Source organism: Streptomyces sp. NBC_00876 (genome assembly GCF_045207435.1).
Lineage (GTDB): Bacteria > Actinomycetota > Actinomycetes > Streptomycetales > Streptomycetaceae > Streptomyces.
Map to the genome: position 1 here is coordinate 2321152 of NZ_CP108800.1, position 26650 is coordinate 2347801.

Sequence of the window (26650 nt, forward strand, 5' to 3'; positions counted from 1 at the left end):
CGCACCACCGACAGCCCGCCGACTTCCCCCGTCGGCGGGCTGTCGGCCGCTGTAGGCAGGCTGTCGGCCCGCTGTAGGCGGACTGTCGGTGGCGGCTGGTCTCATGGTGGACATGACGCGAATCGACAAGAACCCCAGGAACGGCACGAACGCCGTCGAGGTACGGGGGCTGGTCAAGCACTACGGCTCGACCAAGGCTCTGGACGGCGTGGACCTCGATGTCCGCGAAGGCACCGTGCTCGGTGTGCTCGGCCCCAACGGCGCCGGCAAGACGACGCTCGTACGGGTCCTGTCCACCCTCATCCAGCCCGACGCCGGACACGCGGTCGTGGCCGGCTTCGACGTGGTGAAGCAGCCCCGCGCGCTGCGCCGCACCATCGGCCTGACCGGACAGTACGCCTCGGTCGACGAGAAGCTCTCCGGCTGGGAGAACCTCTACATGATCGGGCGGCTGCTCGATCTCCCCCGCAAGAAGGCGCGCTCGCGCGCCGACGAGCTGCTGGAGCGCTTCTCGCTCACCGACGCGGCGAAGAAGGCCGCGATGGAGTACTCCGGCGGAATGCGGCGCCGCCTCGACCTGGCCGCCTCCATGATCGGCAGCCCGGCCGTCCTCTATCTGGACGAGCCGACCACGGGGCTCGACCCCCGTACCCGTAACGAGGTCTGGGACGAGGTGCAGCGGATGGTCGCGGAGGGGGCGACCGTGCTGCTCACCACCCAGTACATGGAAGAGGCCGAGCAGCTCGCCAACGAGCTGACCGTCATCGACAAGGGCAGGATCATCGCCCGCGGCGGTGTCGACGAGCTGAAGGCCAAGGTCGGCGGCCGCACCCTGCAGATCCGCCCCTCCGACCCGGCAGACCTGGCCCCGATGGCGCAGGCACTGCGCGAGACCGGTCTCGACGGGGTCGCCGGCGCACAGGCCGTCCCGGACGAGGGACTGCTGTACGTACCGATCCTCAGCGACGAGCAGCTGACCGCCGTCATCGGCCTGCTCGGCACCCGGGGCTTCGCGCTGGCACACGTATCCACCGCACTGCCCAGCCTGGACGAGGTGTTCCTCGCCATCACCGGCGACAAGGCCACCGTCACCGACACGATTCCCCAGGAGGTCGCGGCATGAGCACGACGACTCTGACGCCCACCCCCACCGACGCGGTCGTGACCGCCCCCGCCGGGAAGATCCACGACGAGGGCCGGATCGGACTGCGGAACAACCTGCGTCACATCGGGGCGCTGGTGCGGCGCAACCTGCTCCAGATCAAGAAGGATCCGGAGTCGATGTTCGACGCGCTCCTGATGCCGGTCATCTTCACGCTGCTGTTCGTGTACGTCTTCGGCGGCTCCGTCGGCGGCAGCATGGGCGGCGGCCGGCAGGAGTACCTGAACTACCTGATCCCCGGTCTGATGGCGATGATGGGCATGAACATCGCCATGGCGGTCGGCTCCGGTGTCAACGACGACTTCCGCAAGGGGGTCATGGACCGGTTCCGCACGATGCCGATCGCCCGTTCCTCGGTGCTCATCGCGAAGATCGTGGTCGAGCTCGGACGCATGATGGTCGCCACGTTCATCCTGCTGGGCATGGGCTTCGCGCTCGGCATGGAGCTCCAGGAGTCCGTTCTCGGCATGATCGCGGCGATCGCCCTGTCGGCCGCGTTCGGCGCCGCCATCATGTGGATCTTCATCCTGCTCGGGCTGACCCTCAAGACCGCTCAGGCCGTCCAGGGAATGGGGATGCTCGTGCTGATGCCTCTCCAGTTCGGCTCCTCGATCTTCGCCCCGACGAAGACGATGCCCGGCTGGCTCCAGACCTTCACCGACTACAACCCGCTGTCCAACCTGGCCGACGCCGCACGCGCCCTGATGATGGGCGGCCCGCTGGCCCACTCGGTCTGGGTGACGCTCGGCTGGACCGTGGTCATCACCGCGGTCATGGCCCCGCTCGCGGTGGCCAAGTTCCGCAAGAAGTCCTGACCGAAGGGGTTCAGTCCCGGTACGCGTCGACGAGGGCGACGGCCTCCTCCAGGGAGAGGCCGCCGCCCTGCGCGTACGCGGCCTCGTAGGCGGCGTCCCCGAGCGCGGTACGGACCAGCCGCTCGGCGCGGTCGAAGTTGTCCCGCTCCATCGAGGTCATGAAGTGCCCCTGCGGCAGCAGCTCCCGGGCCCCACCCAGCAGCTGCGCCGCGAGCGCGCCCCGGCGCTCCCCGCCGAGTCCGCCCAGGGACCACGCCAGGGTGACCAGGTGGATCACCGCCATCTGCGGCGCCACCATCTGCGTCAGCGGGTCGTTCAGACGCGACAGCGCCTGCCGGCACCGGACCAGGGCCTCTGCGTAGTCCCCGTCCTGGTTGTCCAGCCAGGCCAGACCGCCCATGACGAAGCCCTCGAAGATCGCCATGGTCTGGGATCTGAATTCCTCGAGCAGTACGGTGAACTGCTCGCGCGCCTCGGCGGTACGGCCACAGCGGCCCAGCCACAGAGCCAGGAAGAGCCGGGCCGCGGGCCTTGCCTCGTGCCCCGTGCGGCGCCCGTCGGCGAGCACCTCGCGCAGGATCGCCTCGCCCTCCGCGCCCCGGCCGAGCTCGGTGAGCACCGAGGCGTACCGGGTGCGCAGCACCGACACCTGGGCCAGGGCGCCGAGCTTCTCCGCGCAGCCGATCGCGGCCTGGTAGTCCTCGGCCGCCCGGGGGTGGTCGCCCGCCTTCTCGTTCGCCTCGCCGCGCGAGGAGAGCGCCTCGGCCATGCCCCAGTCGTCACCGAGACGGCTGAAGATCTCCAGGCTCTCGGCGGCGTCCGCATGGGCCGCGCCCGCCCAGTCGGGACGGTTGGCCAGCACGTTGGCGCGCATCTGGAGCGCCGCGGCGAGCTCCCACTCGAAGTCGAACTCCCTTGCCGCACGCACCGTTTCGTCCAGCAGATGGCGCAGGTCCGTGACGCCCCCGGTCAGCATGACGGCGAAGAACCAGAGCGATGCGGGGCTCCGGCAGGTCTGCGGCTGGCCGGCCCGGTAGGTGGCGGCGATCCCCCGCAGCCGCACCATGCTCGCCTCGTTCGTCCACTCGTCCATCGCGTGGTCCATGCTGACCAGCTGGACCAGGGCGACCTGGCGGCGTGCCTCCTGGAGCAGTTCGGGCCCCATGGGCGGGGGCGCGTCGGTGCAGCGTTCATGGATCGAGGGCGCGGGCCGTACCGGCGGGGCGAACGGGTCGGGTCCCAGGGCCGCGGCGGCGTCGGCCCAGTGCAGGGCGTCGCTGCGCAGATTGCGTATCTGCCAGTACCAGGAGAGCGAGATCACCATGCACAGCGACTCCTGCTCGTCGCGGGCGGCGACGGCGTGCCGCAGCGCGGTGCGCAGGTTGTCGTACTCGCGCTGGATGAGCTCGATGGCGGCGCGCTGCCCGGCACCGCGGAGCAGGGGGTCGGTGGTACGGGCCAGCTCCCGGAAGAACACCAGGTGCCGGCGCTCGACGGCGTCCCGCTCCCCCGACTCCTCCAGCCGCTGCGCCGCGTACTCGCCGACGGTCTCCAGGAGGCGGTAGCGCATCGCGCCGTCCTCCGCCGGTGCCGCCACGACCAGGGACTTGTCGACGAGTGAGCCGAGCAGCCCGGCGACCTCGTGCGCCTGCTCCGGCCCGTACGCGCAGACCGCCTCGGCCGCGTCGAGGGTGCAGCCGCCGGCGAAGACGGAGAGCCGGCGCAGGGTGGTGCGTTCGTCCTCGGCCAGCAGGTCCCAGGACCAGTCGACGACGGCCCGCAGGGTCTGCTGGCGCGGGAGCACGGTGCGGCTGCCGCTGGTCAGCAGCCGGAACCGGTCATCCAGCCGGTGGGCGATCTGCTGCGGGGTGAGCATCCGCAGCCGGGCGGCGGCGAGCTCGATGGCGAGCGGCAGCCCGTCCAGCCGGCGGCAGATCTCCGCGGTGGCCGCCGCCGTCGCCCCGTCGGCGTCGACCCGGAAGCCGGGCAGTGCGGCGGCGCCGCGCTCGGCCAGCAGGCGCAGCGCCATCGGGTCGGGAAGCGGCTCGACGGGCCGGACGAACTCGCCCGGTACGCCGAGGGGTTCGCGGCTGGTGGCGAGCACGGTGATCCCGGGGCAGCGGGCCAGCAGCTGGTCGGCGAGCGACGCGGCGGCCTCGATCACATGCTCGCAGTTGTCCAGGAGGAGCAGCATGCGGCGCCGCGAACAGTGCTCGATGAGCCGGGCGAGCGGTTCACCGGAGCTGCGTTCGGCGGCCCGGAGCTCCTCGGCACCGGCCCCGCGCAGCACGGTCTCGCGGGCGCCGAGTGCGCCGAGCACCGCCTCCGGCACCGCTTCGGGATCGTCGACGGGCGCGAGCTCGGCCAGCCAGACGCCGTCGGGCCACTGCCCGGGGTCGACGGACTCGGCGACCTCCTGGGAGAGCCGGGTCTTGCCCGCCCCGCCGGGCCCGAGCAGGGTGACCAGCCGCGCCCGGGAGAGGTCGCCGCTCAGGGCCTCGATGTCGCGCTCCCGCCCGACGAAGCTGGTGAGCCTGGCCCGGAGGTTGCCCTGCCGGACGGCCGGTGCGGGAGCGGCGGGGGCCGTTCGCGGGGCGGCCTGCGGGGCGGGCCGCGCCGGTTCCTGACGGAGCAGTTCGGTGTGCAGTGCGCCGAGTTCGGGCCCCGGGTCGGTGCCGAGCCGGTCGGCGAGCAGGGTGCGCACCTCGTCGTAGGCGGCCAGCGCCTGGGCGGTGCGCCCGGCGTCGCGCAGGGCCCGCAGCCGCAGCGCCTGGAGCGGTTCGTCGAGGGGGTGCTCGCCGCAGAGGGCGGCCAGTTCCGGCAGCACCTCGTCGGCCCGGCCGAGTTCGAGCGCGGCGGTGATCCTGGCCCGGCGGGCGTCGAGGCGTCGGGCCGTCCAGCGCGTCGCGACGGCGTGACGGTCGGGCAGGTCGGCGAGGGCCGGTCCCCGCCAGAGGGCGAGCGCGTCGTCCAGGAGTCCCAGGGCCTTCGCCGGATCGCCCTCCGCCAGGGCCCGCGCCCCCTCGGTCGCGAGCCGCTCGAACCGGTACAGGTCGACGGCGTCGCGTTCGGCGGCCAGCCGGTAGCCGCTCTCGGCCGAGGCGACCGCCTCATGGCCGAGCGCCCGCCGGAGCCGGCCCACGAGCGCCTGCAGTGCGCCGCCGGCGTCGGCGGGCGGGTCACCGTCCCACACCTCGCCGACGAGTACGGCGGCCTGCACCGTCCGGCCGGGGTGCAGCGCGAGCACCGTGAGCAGGGCACGCAGCCGCGCCCCGCCGATGGCGACGGCCGTGCCGTCGTCGCGAAGTGCCTGGGTCGTACCGAGGATGCCGTAGCGCACGCGCCCATTGTCCGTGACGGGACCCGGGCCGCGCACAACCGCCCGCCCGTTCCCGCCCGCCCCGCCCGCCCCGCCCGCAGTCCCGCTCGTCGTCCCGCTCGCCGTCCCGCCCGTCATGCCCCCACCCTTTCCGGAACCACCGGCCGGATGCGAGACGTTTTCCCCGTGTCGCCTGTACGGTCGGGGCTCGCCGCCCGCCCGCTCCCGCCCTTCCCGAAGCCACCAGGAGCCCGCCGATGACCACCGCAACAGCCCGCAGCGACCGGCGGATCAGCCCGGTGTTCCTAGGCATCGCCGCCGTGACGGCGGTGTCCGGCTGGGCGGTGTGGACCGACTTCGCCGAGCAGCCCGGCTTCGCCACGTTCCTGTTCGTCACCGCGGCCTGGATCGTCTCGCTCTGTCTCCACGAGTACGCGCACGCGCGCACGGCGCTGCACAGCGGCGACATCTCCATCGGCGCCAAGGGATACCTGACCCTCAACCCGCTGAAGTACACCCATGCCCTGCTGAGCATCGTGCTGCCCGTGCTGTTCGTGATCATGGGCGGCATCGGGCTGCCGGGTGGCGCGGTCTTCATCGAGCGGGGCCGGATCCGCGGCCGCTGGAAGCACAGCCTGATCTCGGCGGCGGGGCCCCTGACCAATGTCCTGTTCGCGCTCGTGTGCACCGCGCCGTTCTGGCTGGACGCGCTGGACGGCGTGCCGGTGGCCTTCCGCTACGCGCTGGGCTTCCTGGCGCTGCTCCAGGTGACGGCGGCGATCCTGAACTCCGTACCGGTGCCGGGGCTCGACGGCTACGGAGTGATCGAGCCGTGGCTCTCGCTCCGGGTCCGCCGCGCGGTGGAGCCGATCGCCCCGTTCGGGCTGATCGCGGTCTTCGCCCTGCTGTGGATCCCGGAGGTGAACGCGGTGTTCTTCGACGCGGTCGACGCGCTGCTGCGGTCGCTGGGCGTCAGCGAGTTCGAGACGTACTGCGGTCTCGACGCGTACCGGTTCTGGCAGACACAGAATCCGGTGTGCGCGATGAACGGTTAGGACCTCTCGTTCGGATCATGCCGGGCTCGCGGGGCCCGGCCTGATCCCAACGAAAGCCCCTGGGCGACCGGCGCCCTACGCGCTCTGGGCCGCGCGCTGCCGGCGCAGGTAGTACCAGGACATGTTGGACGAGAGTCCGACCAGCAGCACCCAGACGATTCCCAGGAGCCAGCTGCCCTGCGTGAAGGAGATCACGGCCGCGGCGACGGCGAGGACGCAGACGACGAGGGAGTAGAGAGCGAGGCGGGGCATGGGGGTGGCTCCTGTCGGGGGGTGATGCGCGGTCCCGTCCAGTGTCCCCCATGCCCCTGGGCGCCGGGAGCAGGGTGCGGTGCCGGCTCACACGTCGGTGGTGCGCAGCCCCGCGTGTGCCTTGTAGCGGCGGTTGACCGAGATCAGGTTGGCGACCAGCGACTCGACCTGGTGGGCGTTGCGCAGCCGGCCCGCGAAGATGCCGCGCATGCCGGGGATCCGGCCGGCCAGTGCCTGGACGATGTCGGTGTCGGCGCGGACCTCGCCCAGTACCAGCACGTCGGTGTCGATCTCCTCGACCGCCTCGTCCTGGAGCAGCACCGCCGAGAGGTGGTGGAAGGCGGCGGTGACGCGGGACTCCGGGAGCAGGACGGCGGCCTGCTCGGCGGCGCTGCCCTCCTCGGGCTTCAGGGCGTAGGCGCCCTTCTTGTCGAAGCCGAGCGGGTTGACGCAGTCGATGACGAGCTTTCCGGCGAGCTCGTCGCGCAGGGACTCCAGGGTCTTGGCGTGCCCGTCCCACGGCACGGCGACGATCACGACGTCGCTGTCGCGTGCGCAGGCGGCGTTGTCGGCGCCCCGCACTCCGTGGCCCAGCTCATCGGCGGCGGCCTGTGCGCGGTCGGCCGCGCGGGATCCGATGATCACGTCCTGTCCGGCGCGGGCGAACCGGTAGGCGAGTCCCCGTCCCTGCGGGCCGGTGCCGCCGAGCACGCCGATGGTCAGGCCGGACACGTCGGGGAGGTCCCAGGGGTCCTTGGCGGGGGGCTTGGGCGCGCTGCCGCTGTCATTCGTAGTCATGGCCCCGACACTACTGCCAGGTACGGGGGCGGGACCCTGCGTCCCCGGCCAGTGGGACGGCCTGCGGGGCGGGGCTCGTTCGGATGGTTCCGCCGCCGTTCGCCGGTGCGGGGGCCGGGGTGTGGTGCATGATGCCGGGCCATGGATGCCGTACGTGTGGCGCTGTTGCGTGAGGTGCTGGCCGGGACCCAGTGGCCGGCGGCCACCCGCAGGTTCGCCGGGACACTCCGCTCGTCGGTCGTCCCGCACGGCGGCGGACTGCTGCTGGTGGGGACCGAGGTGTACGAGCCGTGGCACCTGGCGGCGCACCTGGTCGACGAGTCCACCTGGTCGGGGCTGCCCGAGCTGGTGCCCACGCTGGTGCGCCACCGGGTGGAGCCGGGCGACCCGGCACACCTGGCGGTGGGGCTCGGCCGGATCGAGGCGGCGGGGCGGGGCGAGACGCTGCTCGTGGTGGTGCCGGAGCCGCCGGGCGAGGGCCTGCTGGAGCGGGTCCACGACGCCCGCCGGGCCGGGGCGACGGTGCTCTCGCTGGACAACGGTGATCCGGAGGTCCGGGGGCTCGCCCATGAGGCGCTGTCCGTGGTGGGCGACGACGTGGACCTGGACACGGTCCAGCACCTGGTCAGCGCTGCTGCGGGGGAGAACAGCGCGCCCGTGCTGCGTGGCCGGCGGCGCTTCCGGGACCGGCTGTCCCGGCTCGCCGACCAGCTGACCGCGCCGCCGCCCGCGCGATGGTGAGGGGAGACCGGGTCCGGACGGACGGGGACGGCGGCGAGGCGCACAGGACCGGGGTGACCGCGTGGCCCACGACGCCTGCGGGGGCCGGTCCCCCGCCGCGCGAAATGCGTTTGCACCGGGCACGTATCCCGCCGGACCATGTCTCCTCGTGACCTCTCGCCCCTCCTTCGCCGCCAGGCTGGCCGCCCTTCTGCCCGACCTCTCGCCCTGGCGGTCCTCGGCGGACTTCAGGCTGCTGTGGGTGCAGGGGCTCGTCACCTACTTCGGCAGCTTCATGGCGCTGATCGCGCTGCCCCTCCAGATCAAGGACCTCACCGGTTCCCCGCTCGCCGTCGGCGCGATGGGCGCGGTCGAGCTGGTGCCCCTGGTCGTGTTCGGGCTCTACGGCGGCGCCCTCGCCGACTCGGCCGACCGCCGCAAGGTCATCCTGGCCACCGAGGCGGGGCTCGGCCTGCTCGCGCTCGTCCTCCTGGTGAACGCGGCCCTGCCGGACCCGATGCTGTGGCCGCTCTATGTGGTGGCCGGGGGTGTCTCCGCGCTCGCCGGGCTCCAGCGGCCCGCGCTGGACTCGCTGATGGCCCGCATCGTGCCGCACGACCAGTTGGGCGCCGCGGCGGCACTGAACTCGTTGCGCTGGCAGGCCGGAGCGATCATGGGCCCTGCGCTGGCGGGCGTGGTGGTGGCCTATGCCGGGCACGCCACGGCGTACGCGGTCACCGTGGTCACGTTCGCCGTCTCCGTGCTGCTGTGCCGCAGGCTCGCCCCCGCGCCGCCCGCGGAGAAGGGGACGAAGCCGTCGCTGCGCGGGATCGCGGAGGGGGCGCGCTACGCCTGGAGCCGGCCGGTGCTGCTCGGGACGTACGCGATCGACATGGCGGCGATGTTCTTCGCCTTCCCGAACGCGGTCTTCCCCTTCCTCAGCGACGATCTGGACGCCGAGTGGTCGCTCGGGCTGATGTACGCGGCGGGCTCGGTCGGCTCCCTGGTGCTGGGGCTGACCAGCGGCTGGACCTCACGGGTGCGGCGGCACGGCCTGTTCGTGGTGTTCGGTGCGGCCGTCTGGGGGCTGGCCATCGCGGCGGCCGGCTGGTTCGGCAACGTGTGGCTGGTGCTGGTCTGCCTGGCGGTCGCCGGCGCGGGCGACATGCTCAGCGGGCTCGGCAGGTCGACCATCTGGAACCAGACGATCCCCGAGGAGCTGCGGGGCCGGCTGGCGGGCATCGAGGTGCTCTCGTACAGCGTCGGCCCGCAGCTGGGCCAGGTGCGGGCCGGCGGTATGGCGGGCTGGACGGGGACACGTGCCGCGGTCTGGACCGGCGGCGTGGCCTGTGTGGCCTCGGTGGCGCTGCTGGCGGCCGCCCTGCCGAAGCTCCTCACGTACGACTCCGAGACGGACGAGGACGCCTCGCGCAGGCGCGCGCGGAGCGAGGAGGCCCTGCGGGCGGCGGCGCCGACGGGCTGAGCCCGGGGCACGGCCCCGGGCCCCCGCCCTCAGCCGTTCGCGTTCTCATCCGGGTCCGGCCCCGGGCGGTCGTGCCATTTGGGATCGTTCTCCCACTCCAGGTTCCGTTCCTGGGCGGTCTCCATGGCGTGCTGTGCCTCCTGCCGGGAGGTGTACGGGCCGAATCGGTCCTTGGCCGGGCACTCGGGGCCCTCCTCGACCTTTTTGTGCTCCAGGCAGTAGAACCACTCGCCCGGCTTGCCGACCGTGCGCTTCTTGAACAGGGCCATCAGCGGCTCCTTTCCTCGGTGCCATGCTGCCCCAGAGAGGCTGGTTAGACTCGCTGGCATGTCTGGTCAGTCGCTGCTTGTACCCGGGGAGCTCACTCCCGTTCGTTCCGTGCCCGGAAACATCCGGCGCCCCGAGTATGTGGGCAAGCCCGCCCCGACGCCGTACAGCGGCCCGGAGGTCCAGGACGCGGACACCGTCGAGCGCATGCGCATCGCGGGACGTATCGCCGCGCAGGCGATGGGCGAGGCCGCGAAGCTCATCGCCCCGGGTGTCACCACGGACGAACTCGACCGGGTCGCCCACGAGTTCATGTGCGACCACGGCGCCTACCCGTCGACGCTGGGCTACCGGGGCTTCCCCAAGTCGCTCTGCACCTCGCTCAACGAAGTGATCTGCCACGGCATCCCGGACTCCACGGTGCTGCGCGACGGCGACATCGTGAACCTCGACGTGACCGCATACCTCAACGGGGTGCACGGCGACAACAACGCCACCTACCTCTGCGGTGACGTGGACGAGGAGTCGCGGCTGCTCGTGGAGCGCACCGAGGAGTCGCTGAGGCGGGCGATCAAGGCGGTACGTCCGGGCCGCCAGGTCAATGTGATCGGCCGGGTCATCGAGTCGTACGCGAAGCGTTTCGGGTACGGGGTGGTGCGGGACTTCACGGGGCACGGGATCAATTCCTCGTTCCACTCCGGGCTGATCATTCCGCACTACGACAGCCCGCACGCCACCACCGTGATGCAGCCCGGCATGACGTTCACCATCGAGCCGATGCTGACGCTCGGGTCCCACGACTACGACATGTGGGACGACGGCTGGACCGTGGTGACGAAGGACCGCAAGCGCACCGCACAGTTCGAGCACACGCTGGTGGTGACGGAGACGGGCGCCGACATCCTCACGCTCCCGTAACCCTTCCGCACCTCACCGCTCAACGGCCGCCCCTTCCGGGCGGCCGTTTCTCGTTTCCTCCCCGCCGTCCGGCGCGGAGCCGGGCCGCCTTTTACCGACAAGGCGTCGGGAAGGAGTTGACTTAGGTAAACCTAAGTAGGAAGATCGACACATCGGCAGGCGCTCCGGCGAACAGCCCGGGCGGGCCGATATTTCCGTCTCTTTCTGGACTTCCCGTCCCCCTCGGTCCCCGGAGGCCCGCCTTGGACGCAACCGTCACCGCCACGCCCTTCTCGACACTGATCCGCACCGCGTCGCACGAGCAGCACACCGAGGCGGAGACCTCGACCTTCATGAGCGACCTGCTCGGCGGGCGGCTCGGCGTGGACGCGTACACGCGCTACACCGAGCAGCTGTGGTTCGTGTACCAGGCACTGGAGGACGGCGCCCAGGCACTGGCCGGCGACCCGGTCGCCGGGCCGTTCATACAGCCCGAGCTGATGCGCACCGCCGAGCTGGAGCGCGATCTGGCCCATCTGCGGGGTGCGGACTGGCGCGAGGGCCTGGTCCCGCTGCCGGCCACGGCCGCGTACGCCGCACGGGTGGCGGAGTGCGCCCGCACCTGGCCCGCCGGATACATAGCGCACCACTACACCCGCTACCTCGGTGACCTGTCGGGCGGCCAGATCATCCGCGACAAGGCGGAGAAGACGTGGGGCTTCGCGCGCAAGGGGGACGGGGTGCGGTTCTACGTCTTCGATGAGATCTCCAACCCCGCGTCCTTCAAGCGGGGTTACCGCGAGCTGCTGGACGCGGTGAACGCGGACGATCTGGAGAGGCAGCGCATCGTGGACGAGTGCAAGCGCGCGTTCGCGCTGAACACCGCGGTGTTCCGGGAGCTGGGTGAGGTGTTCCCGCTCAGCGCGTAGGCCTTGGCGGCCGGCAGCGGCGGGGTGACCGGGATTGCCGGTCGGCCCGCTCCGCCGCTTCGTTCTGTCCTCAATCGCCGGACGGGCTTGATCTTGCCGCTGCGGGTCTGGTTCCGCGCTCGGCGGGCTTGATCCGCCGCTTCGTTCTGTCCTCAATCGCCGGACGGGCTTGATCTGCCGCTGCGGGTTTGGTTCTGCGCTCGGCGGGCTTGATTTTGCCGCTTGGTCAGCTGTGGGCTGCGAGCAGCACGCGGCCGCCGATCTCCACCGTGCCGTCCGGGGCCGGGGCCGTGAGGATCTGGGAGCCGCGGCCCTGCCTGATGTTCAGGGCGCGGCCCAGTTGCGCGCTGAGCAGCAGCGCCGCCGCGCCCGTCGCCTCGTCCTCCGCGATGCCGTCGTCCCGCCGAGGGAACGCCCGCGCCCGCACCCGGCCCGCGGCCTCGTCCTCCCAGGCCCAGGCGTAGAGCCAGCCCTCACCGGGCGGCGGGGCGGGCAGCGCGTCGACCTCGGCGACCGATGCGTACTGCTGAAGCGTGCGCGGCGGCGCCCACTCGGGGCGGGCGCTGATCCAGCTGAACTCCCCGTCCTGGCGGGCGAAGACCTCCCCCACACCGAGCTCCAGGATCTCCAGGTCGAGCAGCCACGCGGCGCCGACCACGGGATGTCCGGCGAACGGCAGCCGGAGACCCGGGGTGTAGATGTCCAGGTGGCCGCGCTCGGGGTCGTCCACGAACACGGTCTCGCTGAAACCGAGTTGCCGGGCCAGCTCCTGCCGGGACGCCTCGTCGGGGTGGTCGCTCCCTTCGCGTACGACCCCGAGCGCGTTGCCGTGCCGGCCGTCGGGGCCGCAGAACACGCGCAGTACGTCGATGCCGGCGGGTACGTCGTAGTCATTCACGTGCGCATTCAAGCACCCGCCCGGGCACCCGCCCCGCGAGAGGCCGGTACCCGGGCGGTGTGCCGGGGATCAGACGGTACGGCGACGGCGGGCCACGACGACCGCTGCGGCGCCGGCCGCCACGATGACGCCCGAGGCGGCGAACAGCGCGCCGGACGGGAGGTCGGAGCCGGTGGAGGCGAGGGCGCCCGAGCCGCCGACCGTGCCGCCGCCGCCCACGGTGCCGCCGGTTGACGAACCGCCGGTGGTGGACGTACCGCCGGCCGACGAGCCGCCCGTGGACGAGCCGCCGGCGGACGGGAGTTCGGCGTCCTTGTCCAGGGCCACCGCGACGGTCAGCGCGTCGAGCTGCTCGCCCGCCGGGTACATCCCGCCGAAGGCCTTGGTGCCGTCGGCGGTCAGGGCCGCCGGAACGGCGGAGAGGGTCACCACACCGTTCTTCACCGTGAGTCCGCCCGCGGGCAGCTTGAGGTCGGCCACGGCCAGACCGGTGTAGGTGGCGACCTTCTTCGTCTCACGGTCCTTCACGGACACGTCGGCGATGAGCTTGCCCTTGGTCCCCTCCGCCTGGATTTCCAGGTCGGTCAGGGACAGGTCGAGGGTGTACGCGCCGTCCTCCTCGTGGCCGAGGAAGCGGACCTTGCCGTCGAACACGGCGTTCAGGGTCTGCCGGTCGGCGTCGAAGTGGCCGGTGGCGTCGGGGAAGCGGTACCCGTTGCCGGACGCGGTGGCGCCGGCGGTGGTCTCGACCTTGCCGTGGGCGATGGGGCCCGTGACGTACGAACGGAAGGAGGCCTTGACGCCCCAGTCCAGAGTGCCGTCGGCGATCGCACCCGGGTCGGCGGCCGGCTCACCGGTGGCCGTGGTGCTCGGGGAGGGCTTCGGCGCCGGCTCCGTCGGCTGCGTGGTGGGCCCGGTCGGCTTCACGGTCGGCTTGTCCGTCGGCTCGGCCGGGTCGGTCGGCTTCTCCGTCGGCTTCCCGGTCGGCTCGGCCGGATCGGTCGGCTTCCCGGTCGGGGCCGCGACCGCCTTCACCGTGAGTGTGGCGGGGTCGAGCGCCTCACCCTCCTGGTACTGGCCGTTGAAGGCCTCGGAGCCCGCCTTCGTCAGCTTCGCCGGGATGTCCTTGAAGACCATCGCCCCGCCCGCGCCCTGACCCGGCCGGACGGCCGACAGGTCGAGGGCGGCGACCGCCACGTCGTTCGCGGTGCCCTGCGGGGTCGCCACGTCGGCGGTGATCGCGCCGCCGGTGCCGGCCGTGGAGAGCTTGACGTCCGAGAGCGTGATGTCCAGGACGCCGCCGTGCGCCCAGAAGTTGACGCCGCCCTCGAAGGCGGTGTCGGTGCCGTGTGTGGTCATGTCGTACGTGCCCTTGCCGTTGACAAAGGTGAACACACCGTTGCCCGCCGCCTGGGTGGCACCGTCCTTGACCGTGATCTTTCCGGCGGCGCCGATGTACTTGCGGAAGGACTCCTTGAAGCCCCAGTCCAGCGTGCCGTCCTTCAGCTCCATCGCCGGGGCGGCCGCGGCGGCACTGTCCTGCGTGGACCCGTCGGCCGCGAGGGCCGGAAGAGCGAAGGCGGCGCCGAGTGCGGCAGCGGTGGCGACGGCTGCGGCGAGAGCTATGGGACGGCGGGTGACTGCCATGGTCGGGGGTCTCCTCATGGATGAACAGAAAACAGCGGGGGTGGCGTGGGGGATTTCTCGGGAGTGTGAGGGGGGGGGGAGAAGGCGTGCGGGGGTCAGGAGGGCGAGAGAAGGCGTGCCGGGTCAGGCGGGGGTGTCCGGCGTGGACCGGTTGCGGCGTACGAGGAACAGCACGGCGGCCGCGGCCACGGCGAGCACACCGGCGCCGCCGACGGCGAGGTACAGCCCGGTGCGTGAGCCCTCGCCCGCAACGGACGCCGTCGCCGCGGCGGGCTTCGCCGCAGGGGCGTCCGACGGCTGCGCCGAGGGTGCGGCCTCGCTGCCCAGGTCGGGAAGCGCGGGCAGCTTCGCATCGGCGTCGACGGCCACGGCGAGCGAGACCGGGTCCATCGCGGTGCCCGCCTTGTAGAGGGAGCCGAAGGCCTTCGCGCCGTCGGCGGTCAGGGTGGCGGGGGCCTCCGTGAGGACCGCGAGGCCGTCCTCGGGGGCGAAGTCCTTGGCGGTGAAGGTGATCAGCGGTACGGCCTTGCGGGTGTCGCCCTCGCTGCGGACGTCGGCGCCGAGCGTGCCCTTGCCCGCCTTCAGGCCCACCGAGAACCGGGAGAGCATCAGATCGAGGCCATGGGCGCCCGTGAAGCGGACACTGCCTTCGAACTCCGCCGTCAGGGTCTGCTTCTTCGGGTCGTACGTGCCCGTGCCCTTCGGGAAGCGGAACAGCGCACCGCCGTCCTCGGCGCCCCCGGCCAGGGTCCACTTCCCCTGGCCGATCGAGCCGGTGACGTACTCACGGAAGGTGCGGCGCACGCCCCAGTCGACGGCCGCGTCCTCGAAGCGGCCTTCCGTGGTCTTCGGCTTCACGCCGCTCTTCGGCTTCTCGGGGGTCCCGGACGCGGCGGGCTTGCCGGCGGGGGCCGAGGTGTCCACGGAGAGGCTGACCGGGTCCAGCGGCGCGCCGGCCGTGTAGTAGCCGGCGAAGGCCTTGGCGCCCTGCGAAGTCAGCGTCGCCGGGACGTTGTTGAGGGCTATGGGGGTGGATCCGCCCCTCATGTCGATCCCGGAGAGGCCGAGGGTGGCCAGCGGGACCTGGGCGGCCGAGGTGACGCGGCCGGTCCCCCGGTCCTTGCTGACCATGTCCGCGTACACCGTGCCGCTGCCGCCCTGGATGCGGACGGTGGGGCGGCTGATGGCGAGGTCGAGCTCGTAGGAGCCGTCGGACTTCTTGTGGCCGGTGAAGCGCACACCGCCCGAGAAGCCGGCCCGGAAGGAGCCGTTCGCCGGGTCGTAGGAACCGGTGGCTGAGTGGAAGCGGAACTGGCTGCCGCCGACCGTGGCGGCGCCGCCCGTCAGGCCCCAACCGCCCTGCGCGATGGGACCGGTGACGTAGCTCTGGAACGAGGACTTGATGCCCCAGTCCAGCCGCCCGCCCTGCACCGTGCGGTTCGCCGCTTGCGCGGCGGTGGCCGGGAGCAGGGCTCCCAGCAGTACCGCGAGAAGCGCGACGACGAGCGCGCGGGCAGGTCTGAACGGTGGCATGGGACCCCTCCGAGGTCTAGAAGCTGAGGTAAGGCTAACCTAAGGTATGTACATCCTGTGCCGGTACCCCCTTCCGTCACATTCCTCGCAGATCCCTCCCAACTGCTCCCTGCAGCAAGCACTGCAGAACGAGCCGCAGAACGACAGGACGGTGCCCCAGTGCGCTTCTCCCAGGACTTCGCCCCACCGGGCCGGGACTCCGGGCGGCCAGGGCGCGGACGCAACGGCGTCCTGACGGCCGCCCTGGCCCTGGCGACGGCTCTGGTGCTGGCCGGCTGCGGGGGCACGGGGGCTCCCGCGGCGAAGGCGGCGGGCGCCGGGGCCGCGCCGGCCGCGGACGCCGACCGGATCGAGCCGCTGACCCCGGCGCCCGCACCGCGGTTGCCGGTCACCGTGAAGTCGGCGGACGGCGAGCGGACCACCATCACCTCGGCGGACCGGATCGTGCCGCTGACCGGCGGCCTGAACGAGATCGTCTTCACCCTCGGCCTCGGCAAGCAGGTCGTGGCCCGCGACATCACCGCCACGTTCGAACAGGCCGAGAAGCTCCCCGTGGTGACCCGGGCCCATGACGTGTCGGCGGAGAGCGTGCTGTCGCTGCGGCCCACCGTCGTGCTCGCCGAGACCACGACCGGGCCGGCCGAGGCCATCGGCCAGATCCGGGACGCCGGGATTCCGCTCGTGGTCGTCGAGCCGGCCAAGGAACTCGCCGACGTCGGCCGCCGGATCGACGCGGTGGCCGCCGCCCTCGGCGTACCGAAGGCCGGTGACGAGCTCAACCAGCGCACCCGGGACCGCATCGACGCCGTGCGCACGTCCGTTCCCGCACCGGCCGACGGGGCGAGGAAGCCGCGGGTCGCCTTCCTCTATCTGCGCGGCTCCGCGTCCGTCTATCTGCTGGGCGGCCGGGAGTCCGGCGCGAGTTCGCTGCTCGAGGCGGCGGGTGCCGTAGACGCCGGCAAGGCCTCCGGGCTGACGAAGGACTTCACCGCCATCACCAGCGAGGCCCTGGCCAAGGCGGCCCCCGACGCGATCCTCGTGATGGCGAAGGGGCTCGACTCGGTCGGCGGTATCGACGGACTGGTCAAGATCCCGGGCATCGCCGAGACCCCGGCCGGCATGGACCGGCGGATCGTCTCCATCGACGACGGGGTCCTGCTGAACTACGGGCCGCGCACGGACCGCGTGCTGAGTGAGCTGGTGGCCCAGCTCCACTCCGAGGGCGGTGCGGCCAAGTGACCTCCACGTACGAAGCGCGCACCGGGCAGGCGGACGCCGGGCAGGCCCAGGCGCCGCCCCGGGCCGGGCGCTCGACGGCCGTCACCCTGACCGCCGGACTGCTCGCCGCCCTGGTCGTCTGCTGTCTGCTGTCCGCCGGGCTCGGCGCGTACAGCATTCCGCTGGGCGACGTCCTCGCCTCCGTGCAGCACCGGATCGGGCTGGGCGGACACGCCCTGGACCGGGTCGGCGAGAGCGTCCTGTGGAACGTACGGCTGCCGAGGGTCGTCCTCGCGCTGCTGGTCGGTGCCTCGCTCGGCTGCGCGGGCGCCCTGATGCAGGGGGTGTTCGGCAATCCGCTCGCCGAGCCGGGCGTCATCGGGATCTCCGCGGGGGCGGCGGTCGGCGCGGTCGCCTCGATCGCGCTGGGTCTGAGCTTCTTCGGCAACTGGACCATCACCGTCTGCGCGTTCGCCGCCGGACTGCTGACAGTCCTGCTGGTGTACGCGCTGTCGCGGTCGGGGGGCCGGACGGAGGTGGTGACGCTGATCCTCACCGGCATCGCCGTCAACGCCTTCGCGGGTGCGCTCATCGGTCTGTTCATCTTCTTCGCCGACAACGCGCAGATCACCCAGATCACGTTCTGGCAGCTCGGTTCACTGGCCCAGGCCACCTGGCCCAAGGTGCTGGCCGTGCTGCCGTGCGCGGTGCTCGGGCTCGTCCTCGCGCCGTTCTACGCACGGAAGCTGGACCTGCTCGCGCTCGGCGAGCGGCCCGCCCGGCACCTCGGCGTCGACGTCGAGCGGCTGCGCATCGTGCTGGTGCTCGTCGTGGCGCTGCTGACCGCCGCCGCGGTGGCGGTCGCCGGGATCATCTCGTTCGTGGGGCTGCTGGTGCCGCATCTGCTGCGCATGGCCAACGGACCCGGGCACCGCTTCCTCGTCCCCGGCAGTGCGCTCGGCGGCGCCCTGGTGCTCGTCGCGGGCGATCTCGCGGCCCGTACCGTCGCCGATCCCGCCGAGCTCCCGCTCGGTGTGCTGACCGCGCTCTTCGGCAGCCCGTTCTTCTTCTGGCTGCTGCGCAGGACCCGTCGCAAGCAAGGTGGTTGGGCATGAGGACGCTGCGGAACCTCTTCGCGGCACGGGGCCGGCAGCTGCCCGTGCCCGTCTCCCCCGGCGACCCGGTCGCCGAGGCGTGCGCACTGCGGATCCGCCTCGGCGGGCGGCAGGTCCTGGACTCCATCGACCTGACGGCCCGCGCGGGCGAGGTGCTGGCGCTCGTCGGCCCGAACGGGGCCGGCAAGTCCACCCTGCTGGCCGCGCTGGCCGCCGATCTGCCCGCCGACAGCGGTGCGGTACGGATCGACGGGCGCCCGGTCACCGACTGGTCCGCGCCCGAACTGGCGCTGCGCCGGGCCGTGCTTCCGCAGTCCGCCGCGCTCTCCTTCCCGTTCCCGGTCCAGGACGTCGTACGGATGGGGCGGGCGCCCTGGGCCGGGACGGACCGGGAGGACGAGGACGATCCGGCGGTACGCGCGGCGATGGCGGCCACCGAGGTCACGGAGTTCGCCGCCCGCCCCTTCTCCGCACTGTCCGGCGGCGAGAAGGCCCGGGTCGCGCTGGCCCGGGTGCTGGCTCAGCGCGCCCCGCTGCTGCTGCTGGACGAGCCGACCGCCGCGCTCGATCTGCGCCATCAGGAACTGGTGCTGCGGATCTGCCGGGAGCGGGCCGCCGCCGGTGACGCGGTCGTCGTCGTGCTGCACGATCTGGGGCTCGCGGCCGCGTACGCGGACCGGGCCGCGGTGCTGCACGGCGGACGGATCGCGGTGGCGGGCCCGCCGGCCGGGGTGTTCACGAGTGCGGCGCTCAGCGACGTCTACCGGCAGCCGGTCGAGGTGTTCCCGCATCCGCGGACGGGGGTGCCGCTCGTCGTCCCCGAAAGGACCCCTTGACCATCGCTTTACCTTTTTCCGGGTCGCCCATGGGTCAAACGTGATCCCTCTGTTCCCGTGAGCACACAGTGAGAGCTGAATCACTGCAAGGTGGGGTATCAGTCAGGTAAGCCTCGGTTAAGTTAGGTCCGCCTCACCCGGCTTTGTCCGGCCGTTCGTTCCTTCTCCTTCATCCTCATGTGGAGCCCGTATGCGAGCCGTTCGTTTCTCCGTCGTCACCGCTGCCGCCACCGTGGCCGCTCTGACCGCCGTCACGGGCTGCGCCGAGAAGAGCGACGGCAAGGGCGAGGGCGCCGTCCAGGTCGTCGCCAAGGACGACTCCTGTGACGTGTCGAAGAAGGAGCTGCCGGCCGGGCACATCGAACTGGCCGTGCAGAACAAGGGTTCCAAGGTCACCGAGGTCTACGTCCTGTTCCCGGACGACCGCATCGTCGCCGAGCGCGAGAACATCGGTCCGGGCACCAAGGCCACCATCACCGCCGAGATCAAGGCCGGTTCGTACGAGATCGCCTGCAAGCCCGGCATGAAGGGCCACGGCATCCGTCAGAAGATCGAGGTCAGCGGCGGCAAGGCGGCCAAGCGCAGCCCCGAGATGGACAAGGCCGTCGCCGCCTACCGCACCTATGTCCAGGCGCAGGCCGACGAGACGCTGCCGAAGGTCAAGGTCTTCACGGACGCCGTCGCCGCCGGTGACCTCGCCGCCGCGAAGAAGGCGTACGCCGACTCCCGTATCGGCTGGGAGCGCACCGAGCCGGTCGCCGAGTCCTTCGGTGACATCGACCCGAAGGTCGACGTCCGTGCGGACGGCCTGGAGGACGGCCAGAAGTGGACCGGCTGGCACCGCCTGGAGAAGGCGCTGTGGCAGGACAAGAAGCTGGGCGCCGAGGAGAAGGCCCTCGCGCCGATCCTCTACAAGGACCTGCTCGACTGGCAGAAGCGGGTCGGCACGGCGGACATCACCCCGACCTCGATGGCCAACGGCGCCAAGGAACTCCTCGACGAGGTCGCGACCGGCAAGGTCACCGGCGAGGAAGAGCGCTACAGCCACACCGACCTGGTCGACTTCAAGGGCAACGTCGAGGGCGCCGAGAAGTCCTACGAGCTGCTGAAGCCGATCGCCTCGAAGAACGACGCGGCGCTGACCACCACCCTGGACAAGCGGTTCGCGGCGCTGAACACGCTCCTGGACAAGTACCGCACGGACAAGAGCTCCTACGTGTTCACCTCGTACGAGAAGGTCGGCAAGGCGGACCGCAAGGAGCTGTCGGACGCGGTCAACGCGCTGGCCGAGCCCCTTTCGCAGCTCGCCGCCGCGGTGACGAAGTAACCGGCCGGAAAGGATTGCGGACATGACCGAGCAGAATCCGCAGACACCCGCGGACGAGGCCGTCGCCGGGCCGGCCGCCGAGACCTCCGGCGGCGCCCCGTCGCGGCGGGCGCTGCTCGGCTGGGGCGGCGCCGGGCTCGCGCTCGGTGCCGTGGCGGCCGGTGGCGCCGTCGCCGCGGCGGGCTCCGGGGACACCCCCGTGGCGGCCGCGGACAGTGGTGCCGCGGTGCCCTTCCACGGTGCGCACCAGGCCGGAATCGCCACCGCCGTCCAGGACCGGCTGCACTTCGCCGCGTTCGACGTGACGACGAAGGACCGGGCCGAACTGGTCGCGCTGCTCAAGGAGTGGACCCGGGCCGCCGAGCGGATGACGGCCGGTCACGCGGTCGGCGACGGCGCCTACGGAGGCCTGGCCGAGGCCCCGCCGGACGACACCGGTGAGGCGCTGGGGCTCAAGCCGTCCCGGCTGACGCTGACGATCGGCTTCGGCCCCTCCCTGTTCGCGAAGGGCCGCTTCGGCCTGGAGGACCGGCGCCCCGAGGCGCTCGTCGATCTGCCGAAGTTCCCCGGCGACAACCTCGACCGGGCCCGCAGCGGCGGCGACCTGTGCGTACAGGCCTGTGCGGACGACCCGCAGGTCGCGGTGCACGCCATCCGCAACCTCGCCAGGATCGGCATGGGCCGCACCGCGATCCGCTGGTCGCAGCTGGGCTTCGGCAAGACGTCCTCGACGACGCCCGACGCGCAGACCCCGCGCAACATGATGGGCTTCAAGGACGGCACCCGGAACATCTCCGGCACCGACGCCGCCGCCCTGGACAAGCATGTCTGGGTCGGCGCGAAGGACCGGGCGGACTGGATGACCGGGGGTTCCTACCTGGTGGCCCGGCGCATCCGGATGCACATCGAGACCTGGGACCGCGCCCCGCTCCAGGAGCAGGAGGACGTCTTCGGCCGCGACAAGGGCGAGGGCGCACCGGTCGGGAAGGCGAAGGAGCGCGACGAGCCGTTCCTGAAGGCGATGCTGCCGACGGCCCATGTGCGCCTCGCGCACCCGGACACCAACGACGGGGCGACGATCCTGCGCCGCGGCTACTCCTTCACCGACGGCACGGACGGGCTGGGCCGGCTCGACGCCGGGCTGTTCTTCCTCGCCTACCAGCGCGACACCCGCAAGGCGTTCGTCCCCCTGCAACGGCGGCTCGCGGCACACGACGCACTCAACGAATACATCCAGCACGTGGGTTCGGCGCACTTCGCCGTCCCGCCGGGCGTCCGCGACAAGGACGACTGGTGGGGCCGGACGCTGTTCTCGTAACGGAAGGGAAACCGGGACGTGTTCAGTAACTTCCTGATCGGCCTGCGCGAAGGCCTCGAAGCCAGCCTGGTCGTCTGCATCCTCATCGCCTATCTGGTGAAGACGGGCAACCGGAGCAGACTGCTGCCCATCTGGGCCGGCGTCGGCGTCGCGATCGTCGTCAGCCTGGCGTTCGGCGCCGGGCTCGAATTCGGTTCGCAGGAGATGACGTTCAAGGCCCAGGAGGCGCTCGGCGGTTCGCTGTCGATCGTCTCGGTCGGCCTGGTCACCTGGATGGTCTTCTGGATGCGGCGCACCGCGCGGCACCTCAAGACGGAGCTGCACGGCAAGCTCGACGCGGCGCTCGCGATGGGCACCGGCGCACTGGTCGCCACCGCGCTCCTCGCGGTCGGCCGGGAGGGCCTGGAGACCTCGCTGTTCGTGTGGCGTGCGGTGCACGCGGCGGACGACGGCTGGCATCCGATGATCGGCGCGGTGCTGGGCATCGCCACGGCCGTCGTGCTGGGCTGGCTGTTCTACCGCGGTGCGCTGAAGATCAACCTGGCAAAGTTCTTCACCTGGACCGGCGGCATGCTGGTGGTCGTCGCGGCGGGCGTGCTCGCGTACGGCGTGCACGACTTGCAGGAGGCGGAGTTCCTCGGCGGGCTGCAGAACCGGGCGTTCGACATCAGCACCACGATTCCGCCGGACAGCTGGTACGGCACGCTGCTGAAGGGGACGTTCAACTTCCAGCCCGACCCGACCGTTCTCCAGATCACGGTGTGGGCGCTGTATCTGATCCCCACCCTCGCGCTGTTCCTCTCCCCGGTAGGGTTCGGACGGTCAGTGGGGGCGACGGATCAGAAGGTGCAGAAAGCAACGGATGAGAAGCCTGAGGCCGATTCGGCTGGCGACGGGACTCGCGGCAGCGACGGTGCTGAGCATGACGGCGAGCGGGTGCGTGACGGTGCACGGCGAGCTGGAAGTCGTGCCGGCGGCGACGAGGTCTGAGGCCGCGCAGGCCCTGAAGGCCTTCACCACCGCGTACAACGCGGCGGACAAGGCCTACGATCCGGCGCTGGACGCGGACCGGGTGACGGGTTCGCTCGGTGCGATCAACCAAGCGGGTCTGAAGGCCCGGCAGAAGATCGATCCGGACGGCAACACGAACCATCAGCCGCTGGAACTGACCGACGCCTCCTACGTCATCCCGAAGAAGGCCGGCTGGCCGCGGTGGTTCCTCGCGGACACGGACTCCAACCGCGATCAGGACAGCGGGAAGCAGGACACCCGCTGGCTGCTCGCGTTCGTCAAGTCCGGTCCCGGCGCGGGGTGGAAGGCCGCCTATCTGTCGGTCGTCACCCCGGACCAGCTGCCCGGCTTCGCGAAGGACGGCGACGGCCGGGCCGAGCCGGTGGCGGCGGACAGCACCGAACTGGCGCTGGCTCCCGAGGACTTGGGCACGCAGTACACGGGTTACCTGCAAAAGGGCACGCCCGACGCGTTCGCACCCGGTTCGGCGACCTCGGTCTGGCGCGACGCGCGTCTGAACACCCGGCGGGCGGGGTTCTCGTACCAGTACGTCGACCAGCCGCTGAACAGCGGCGCGTTCGCACCGCTCGCCCTGGCGACGGACGACGGCGGGGCGCTGGTCTTCTTCAGCAGCAAGCACTTCGAACGGCAGACGGCGGCCGAGGGGCTGCGCCCGACGGTCGACCCCGATGTCGAGGCGCTGCTGACCGGTGAGGTGCAGAGCACGCTCACCAAGGAGCGGGTCTCCAGCCAGCTGGCGTACGTGCCGAAGAAGGGCGCCGGTGCGGGCAAGGTGATCGTGCTGAACCGGCTGCCGGGGCTGACAGCGGCGAAGGGTTCGTAGGCGCCCTACGGCCCGTACGGCCCTGCCGTACGGCCGGGAGCGGACGGTCACCGGGGCAGCCGGCAGCGGGCGGCCGGCATCGAGGACGGTCACCGGGCGGCCGGGTTTCCCCTCGTTCCCGCCCGGCCCTCGTCTACCGGCTCAGCGGCCAGGCCACCGACTCGTGGTCGACGTCGCTCTGCTCGGCGGAGCCCACGAACCGCGCGCACGCGTCCGTCAGCGTCTCCAGCAGCGTCAGCGGGTCCGGAAGCGGATTCTCCGGCCCTCGCACCCATCGGACGTCCAGCTCACCGGGGAGCCTGGCCGGCGGCAGCAGCACATAGCTGCCGCGGCAGTGCCACCGCAGCCCGGGGTGCTCGTCCATGGTCTCGGGGTGGCAGTCCAGCTCGCACGGCCACCACTCGTCCTCGTCCTCGGGCGTCCCGCGCGTCGCGGTGAAGAAGAGCATCCGGTCGTCGCCGGAGCGGGCCACCGGGCCCACCTCGATGCCGGCGGCGAGCAGCCGCTCCAGTGCCTGCGTGCCCGCCGAGAGCGGGACGTCGAGCACGTCGTGGATCATGCCGGTCGCCGTGATGAAGTTGGCCTGCGGCTGACTGCGGGCCCATCGCTCGATCTGGGCCCGGTCGGTGGTGGACTGCGTCTGCCAGGCGAAGGAGATCGGGTGCCTGGCGGGGGTGGGGCAGCCCATGCGTTCGCACGAACATCGGTAGCCGACCGGGTGGGCGGCGGGCGCGATCGGCATTCCGGCCTCGGCGACAGCCAGGAGCAGCGCCTCCCGTGCGGTGTCGTCGACCTCGCTCTGCTGCGGTTTGGGTCGTCGCCGCAGCCATTGGGAAAACCTGCTCTCCGAGCCGCGGTCACGGCTGAAATCGGCGCCCATCTATCCCCTTACCTCAGCGTTGCCCCTGCCCATGGTCCCACCATCCTGCGCCCCGGGTGGCCAGAGTCCGGAAGCGGGGTACGACGGCCGATGCCATGAGGTGAGCGCTATCACATCCTTTGTAGCGAAATGACGGATGTATGTCCACGCATCGAGGGTCCTGGAGGGCGTCGACGACAGCCCGGGTGAGGCCGCGGACACGCACCGGCGCACCACCCGGCCACAACCACCCGATCGGTTCACTGCGCCGCGGCTGCGGACGGCGCACCATGGGCTCACGCACACACCCGTGCGACGCACCGGCCGCAGCGGCCACCAATGCCGCCGCGACGATTCGTGAGGAGCCCTCATTGCCTCGTGAAGCCACACCCCGCCGCTACCTGATGTGCGCCCCGGCGCACTTCAGGGTGACGTATTCCATCAATCCCTGGATGGACCCCACCAAGCCCGTCGACCTCCCGCTGGCGCAGACCCAGTGGGAGGACCTGCGCGACCGCTACCGCGCCCTCGGCCACACCGTCGACCTGCTGGCGCCCCGCCCCGGGCTCCCCGACATGGTCTTCGCCGCGAACGGGGCCACCGTCATCGACGGCCGGGTGCTGGGCGCCCGGTTCGCGTACCAGGAGCGGTTCGAGGAGGCCGCCGCCCACCGCGAGTGGTTCGGCGCCCACGGCTTCACGCAGATCCACGAGCCCGCGCACGTCAACGAGGGGGAGGGCGACTTCGCCGTGACCTCCTCGTACATCCTGGCCGGGCGCGGCTTCCGGTCCAGTCCGCTCTCCCACGACGAGGCGCAGGAGTTCTTCGGCCGCCCGGTGATCGGCCTTGATCTGGTCGATCCGCGCTACTACCACCTGGATACGGCGCTGAGCGTGCTCGACGACGCGGCCGACGAGATCATGTACTACCCGGCCGCCTTCTCGCCGGGCAGCCGCGCGGTACTGGCCCGGCTCTTCCCCGGTGCGCTGATCGCCGCCGAGGCGGACGCCGCCGCGCTCGGGCTGAACGCGGTGAGCGACGGTCGCAACGTCCTGCTGCCGCAGGCCGCCTCGGGGCTGTTCGACCCGCTGCGGGAGCGCGGTTTCGAACCGGTGCCGATGGACCTGAGCGAGCTGCTCAAGGGCGGCGGCAGCGTGAAGTGCTGCACCCAGGAGCTGCGGCCCTAGGAATCCTGCGGGCTGTCCTGCGGGGGCGGCCAGGCATCGCCCCAGTCGATGTCGCGGGCGGCACGGTACAGCTCGCCGTGCCGCTTCGTGACGGTGGCCCGCTGCAGGGCCTCGTCGCGGGTGCAGAGCTCCAGCAGCACCTGCCCCTTGCGGATCTGCGGCCTGCGCGTGACCCGGGCGCCCACGGGCCGCGGGGTGAAGCGGGTGGCCACGACGTAGCTGAACTTCTCGTCCTCGTACGGCAGCGAGCCGCCCTTCACCTTCCGGTGGAGGGAGGAGCGGCTGACCCGGGCCGAGAAGTGGCACCAGTCCGTGCCCGGCTCGATGGGGCAGGCGTCGCTGTGCGGGCAGGGTGCGGCGACGGTGAGCCCGGCGGCGGTCAGCCGGTCCCGGGCCTCGATGATGCGGGCGTAGCCGTCGGGGGTGCCGGCCTCGACCACCACGACGGCCTGCGCCGCCCGGGCCGCGGCGTCGACGAGCGCGGTGCGGGCCTGCGGCGTCAGCTCGTTCAGTACGTAGGAGACGGTCACCAGGTCCGTGGCGGCGAGTTCCATGTCCTCGCCGATCCGGGCCCGCCGCCACTCGGCGGCGCGCAGCGCCGGGATGCCGCAGGCCCCGGCCAGTTCGCGGCCCAGGGTGAGCGCGGGTTCGGCCCAGTCCAGGACGGTGCTCCGGTGCCCCTCCCAGGCACCGGCGACCGCCCAGCTCGCCGCTCCGGTGCCGCCGCCGACGTCGGTGTGTGTGGTGGGCGCCCAGTCCGGGGCGGCCTCGCGCAGCGCGGCGAGGGCGGAACGTACGGCCTCGAAGGTCGCCGGCATCCGGTACGCGGCGTACGCGGCGACGTCCGAGCGGTCGCGCAGGACCGGGGCGTCGGTGGGAATGGTCCCCCGGTAGTGGGCGATGAGCCGGTCGACCGACTGGGCTGCCTGCTTGGGCGGCAGCCCGTCGAGGAGTGCGGCCAGGGCCGCACGCAGGGCTTCCGTGGTGGGGAGGGTGACGTTCACCGAGGAATTGTAGGCGGACGCGGGCGGGCCGGACCGCCGCACAGGGCCGGGAAACCACTGCTGCGGAGCACCACGGTGAAGCCGGGATTCCACAGCTATGGAGCAGAACTGCAAAGGTGCGAGGCGGAGTTGCTACGCTGACCGGCGCCAGGTCGG

At 72.0% G+C, this 26650-nt stretch carries 24 protein-coding genes; 15 read left to right on the forward strand and 9 right to left on the reverse strand.

Annotated features, from left to right (window positions below; genetic code table 11):
* Nucleotides 1-103 precede the first annotated feature (103 nt).
* Both OG782_RS10175 and OG782_RS10180 read left to right on the forward strand, forming a co-directional pair.
* Nucleotides 104-1123: an ATP-binding cassette domain-containing protein gene (locus tag OG782_RS10175; RefSeq protein WP_406449489.1), complete on the forward strand. Its 1020-nt coding sequence runs from the start codon at nucleotides 104-106 to the stop codon at nucleotides 1121-1123.
* Nucleotides 1120-1977 (forward strand): ABC transporter permease, encoded by an 858-nt coding sequence (locus OG782_RS10180; RefSeq protein WP_406449491.1) that lies wholly within the window; start codon nucleotides 1120-1122, stop codon nucleotides 1975-1977. Before OG782_RS10175 ends, OG782_RS10180 begins: the two co-directional genes overlap by 4 nt.
* 10 nt (nucleotides 1978-1987) lie before the next feature.
* On the opposite strand, the gene OG782_RS10185 is transcribed toward OG782_RS10180, so the two are convergent.
* On the reverse strand, nucleotides 1988-5317 hold the full coding sequence (locus OG782_RS10185; protein ID WP_406449493.1) for an AfsR/SARP family transcriptional regulator: 3330 nt from the start codon (nucleotides 5315-5317) through the stop codon (nucleotides 1988-1990).
* A 236-nt stretch (nucleotides 5318-5553) separates the two neighbouring features.
* On the opposite strand from OG782_RS10185, the gene OG782_RS10190 reads away from it, so the two are divergent.
* Nucleotides 5554-6351, forward strand: coding sequence for a site-2 protease family protein (locus tag OG782_RS10190; RefSeq protein ID WP_406449495.1), 798 nt, complete (start codon nucleotides 5554-5556; stop codon nucleotides 6349-6351).
* A 75-nt stretch (nucleotides 6352-6426) separates the two neighbouring features.
* Here OG782_RS10190 and OG782_RS10195 read toward each other — a convergent pair whose 3' ends face one another.
* Both OG782_RS10195 and npdG read right to left on the reverse strand, forming a co-directional pair.
* The gene (locus OG782_RS10195) at nucleotides 6427-6603 is read right to left on the reverse strand and encodes a hypothetical protein (protein ID WP_406449497.1); all 177 of its coding nucleotides are present in this window, start codon (nucleotides 6601-6603) and stop codon (nucleotides 6427-6429) included.
* A gap of 87 nt (nucleotides 6604-6690) precedes the next feature.
* On the reverse strand, nucleotides 6691-7401 hold the full coding sequence (gene npdG, locus OG782_RS10200) for an NADPH-dependent F420 reductase (protein WP_406449499.1): 711 nt from the start codon (nucleotides 7399-7401) through the stop codon (nucleotides 6691-6693).
* Nucleotides 7402-7542: 141 nt separating this feature from the next.
* On the opposite strand from npdG, the gene OG782_RS10205 reads away from it, so the two are divergent.
* A complete protein-coding gene (locus tag OG782_RS10205; RefSeq protein ID WP_406449501.1) occupies nucleotides 7543-8142 on the forward strand; it encodes a hypothetical protein in 600 nt (199 codons plus the stop codon).
* 148 nt (nucleotides 8143-8290) lie between these two features.
* Nucleotides 8291-9604 carry an MFS transporter gene (locus tag OG782_RS10210; protein WP_406449503.1) on the forward strand — a complete coding sequence of 438 codons (1314 nt, stop codon included), beginning with the start codon at nucleotides 8291-8293 and terminating at the stop codon, nucleotides 9602-9604.
* A gap of 29 nt (nucleotides 9605-9633) precedes the next feature.
* Here the strand turns inward: OG782_RS10210 and OG782_RS10215 are convergent, their stop codons facing one another.
* Nucleotides 9634-9873: a hypothetical protein gene (locus OG782_RS10215; protein WP_406449505.1), complete on the reverse strand. Its 240-nt coding sequence runs from the start codon at nucleotides 9871-9873 to the stop codon at nucleotides 9634-9636.
* Between the two features lie 58 nt (nucleotides 9874-9931).
* On the opposite strand from OG782_RS10215, the gene map reads away from it, so the two are divergent.
* The gene (gene map / locus OG782_RS10220) at nucleotides 9932-10789 is read left to right on the forward strand and encodes a type I methionyl aminopeptidase (RefSeq protein WP_406449507.1); all 858 of its coding nucleotides are present in this window, start codon (nucleotides 9932-9934) and stop codon (nucleotides 10787-10789) included.
* A gap of 242 nt (nucleotides 10790-11031) precedes the next feature.
* Nucleotides 11032-11697, forward strand: a complete 666-nt coding sequence (locus tag OG782_RS10225) for a heme oxygenase (biliverdin-producing) (protein ID WP_406449509.1) — start codon at nucleotides 11032-11034, stop codon at nucleotides 11695-11697.
* Nucleotides 11698-11923: 226 nt separating this feature from the next.
* Here OG782_RS10225 and OG782_RS10230 read toward each other — a convergent pair whose 3' ends face one another.
* The 3 genes from OG782_RS10230 to OG782_RS10240 all read right to left on the reverse strand — a co-directional run bounded on the left by OG782_RS10230 (nucleotide 11924) and on the right by OG782_RS10240 (nucleotide 15775).
* Complete coding sequence (locus tag OG782_RS10230; protein WP_406449511.1) at nucleotides 11924-12595, reverse strand: PhzF family phenazine biosynthesis protein; 672 nt, start codon at nucleotides 12593-12595, stop codon at nucleotides 11924-11926.
* Between the two features lie 69 nt (nucleotides 12596-12664).
* Nucleotides 12665-14242, reverse strand: a complete 1578-nt coding sequence (locus OG782_RS10235) for an HtaA domain-containing protein (protein WP_406449513.1) — start codon at nucleotides 14240-14242, stop codon at nucleotides 12665-12667.
* A 123-nt stretch (nucleotides 14243-14365) separates the two neighbouring features.
* A complete protein-coding gene (locus OG782_RS10240; RefSeq protein ID WP_406449515.1) occupies nucleotides 14366-15775 on the reverse strand; it encodes an HtaA domain-containing protein in 1410 nt (469 codons plus the stop codon).
* A 159-nt stretch (nucleotides 15776-15934) separates the two neighbouring features.
* Here OG782_RS10240 and OG782_RS10245 point away from each other — a divergent pair, with 159 nt between their 5' ends.
* The 7 genes from OG782_RS10245 to OG782_RS10275 all read left to right on the forward strand — a co-directional run bounded on the left by OG782_RS10245 (nucleotide 15935) and on the right by OG782_RS10275 (nucleotide 23444).
* Nucleotides 15935-17014, forward strand: coding sequence for a hemin ABC transporter substrate-binding protein (locus tag OG782_RS10245; RefSeq protein WP_406449517.1), 1080 nt, complete (start codon nucleotides 15935-15937; stop codon nucleotides 17012-17014).
* Nucleotides 17011-18108, forward strand: coding sequence for a FecCD family ABC transporter permease (locus tag OG782_RS10250; RefSeq protein ID WP_406449519.1), 1098 nt, complete (start codon nucleotides 17011-17013; stop codon nucleotides 18106-18108). Before OG782_RS10245 ends, OG782_RS10250 begins: the two co-directional genes overlap by 4 nt.
* Nucleotides 18105-18944, forward strand: coding sequence for a heme ABC transporter ATP-binding protein (locus OG782_RS10255; RefSeq protein WP_406449521.1), 840 nt, complete (start codon nucleotides 18105-18107; stop codon nucleotides 18942-18944). The genes OG782_RS10250 and OG782_RS10255 overlap by 4 nt, the downstream gene beginning before the upstream one ends.
* A gap of 190 nt (nucleotides 18945-19134) precedes the next feature.
* Nucleotides 19135-20271, forward strand: coding sequence for an iron uptake system protein EfeO (efeO, locus tag OG782_RS10260; RefSeq protein ID WP_406449523.1), 1137 nt, complete (start codon nucleotides 19135-19137; stop codon nucleotides 20269-20271).
* A 22-nt stretch (nucleotides 20272-20293) separates the two neighbouring features.
* Entirely contained in the window at nucleotides 20294-21589 is a 1296-nt protein-coding gene (gene efeB / locus OG782_RS10265; protein WP_406449525.1) for an iron uptake transporter deferrochelatase/peroxidase subunit, read from the forward strand.
* Between the two features lie 18 nt (nucleotides 21590-21607).
* A complete protein-coding gene (gene efeU / locus OG782_RS10270) occupies nucleotides 21608-22579 on the forward strand; it encodes an iron uptake transporter permease EfeU (RefSeq protein WP_406449527.1) in 972 nt (323 codons plus the stop codon).
* Nucleotides 22512-23444: a hypothetical protein gene (locus OG782_RS10275; protein ID WP_406449529.1), complete on the forward strand. Its 933-nt coding sequence runs from the start codon at nucleotides 22512-22514 to the stop codon at nucleotides 23442-23444. Before efeU ends, OG782_RS10275 begins: the two co-directional genes overlap by 68 nt.
* 133 nt (nucleotides 23445-23577) lie before the next feature.
* On the opposite strand, the gene OG782_RS10280 is transcribed toward OG782_RS10275, so the two are convergent.
* Entirely contained in the window at nucleotides 23578-24324 is a 747-nt protein-coding gene (locus OG782_RS10280; protein WP_406449531.1) for a bifunctional DNA primase/polymerase, read from the reverse strand.
* A 269-nt stretch (nucleotides 24325-24593) separates the two neighbouring features.
* Between OG782_RS10280 and ddaH the strand changes: the two genes are divergently transcribed.
* On the forward strand, nucleotides 24594-25490 hold the full coding sequence (gene ddaH, locus OG782_RS10285; protein ID WP_406449533.1) for a dimethylargininase: 897 nt from the start codon (nucleotides 24594-24596) through the stop codon (nucleotides 25488-25490).
* On the opposite strand, the gene OG782_RS10290 is transcribed toward ddaH, so the two are convergent.
* Nucleotides 25487-26494, reverse strand: a complete 1008-nt coding sequence (locus OG782_RS10290) for a small ribosomal subunit Rsm22 family protein (RefSeq protein WP_406449535.1) — start codon at nucleotides 26492-26494, stop codon at nucleotides 25487-25489. The two genes, ddaH and OG782_RS10290, sit on opposite strands and share 4 nt — an antisense overlap.
* Nucleotides 26495-26650 lie beyond the last annotated feature (156 nt).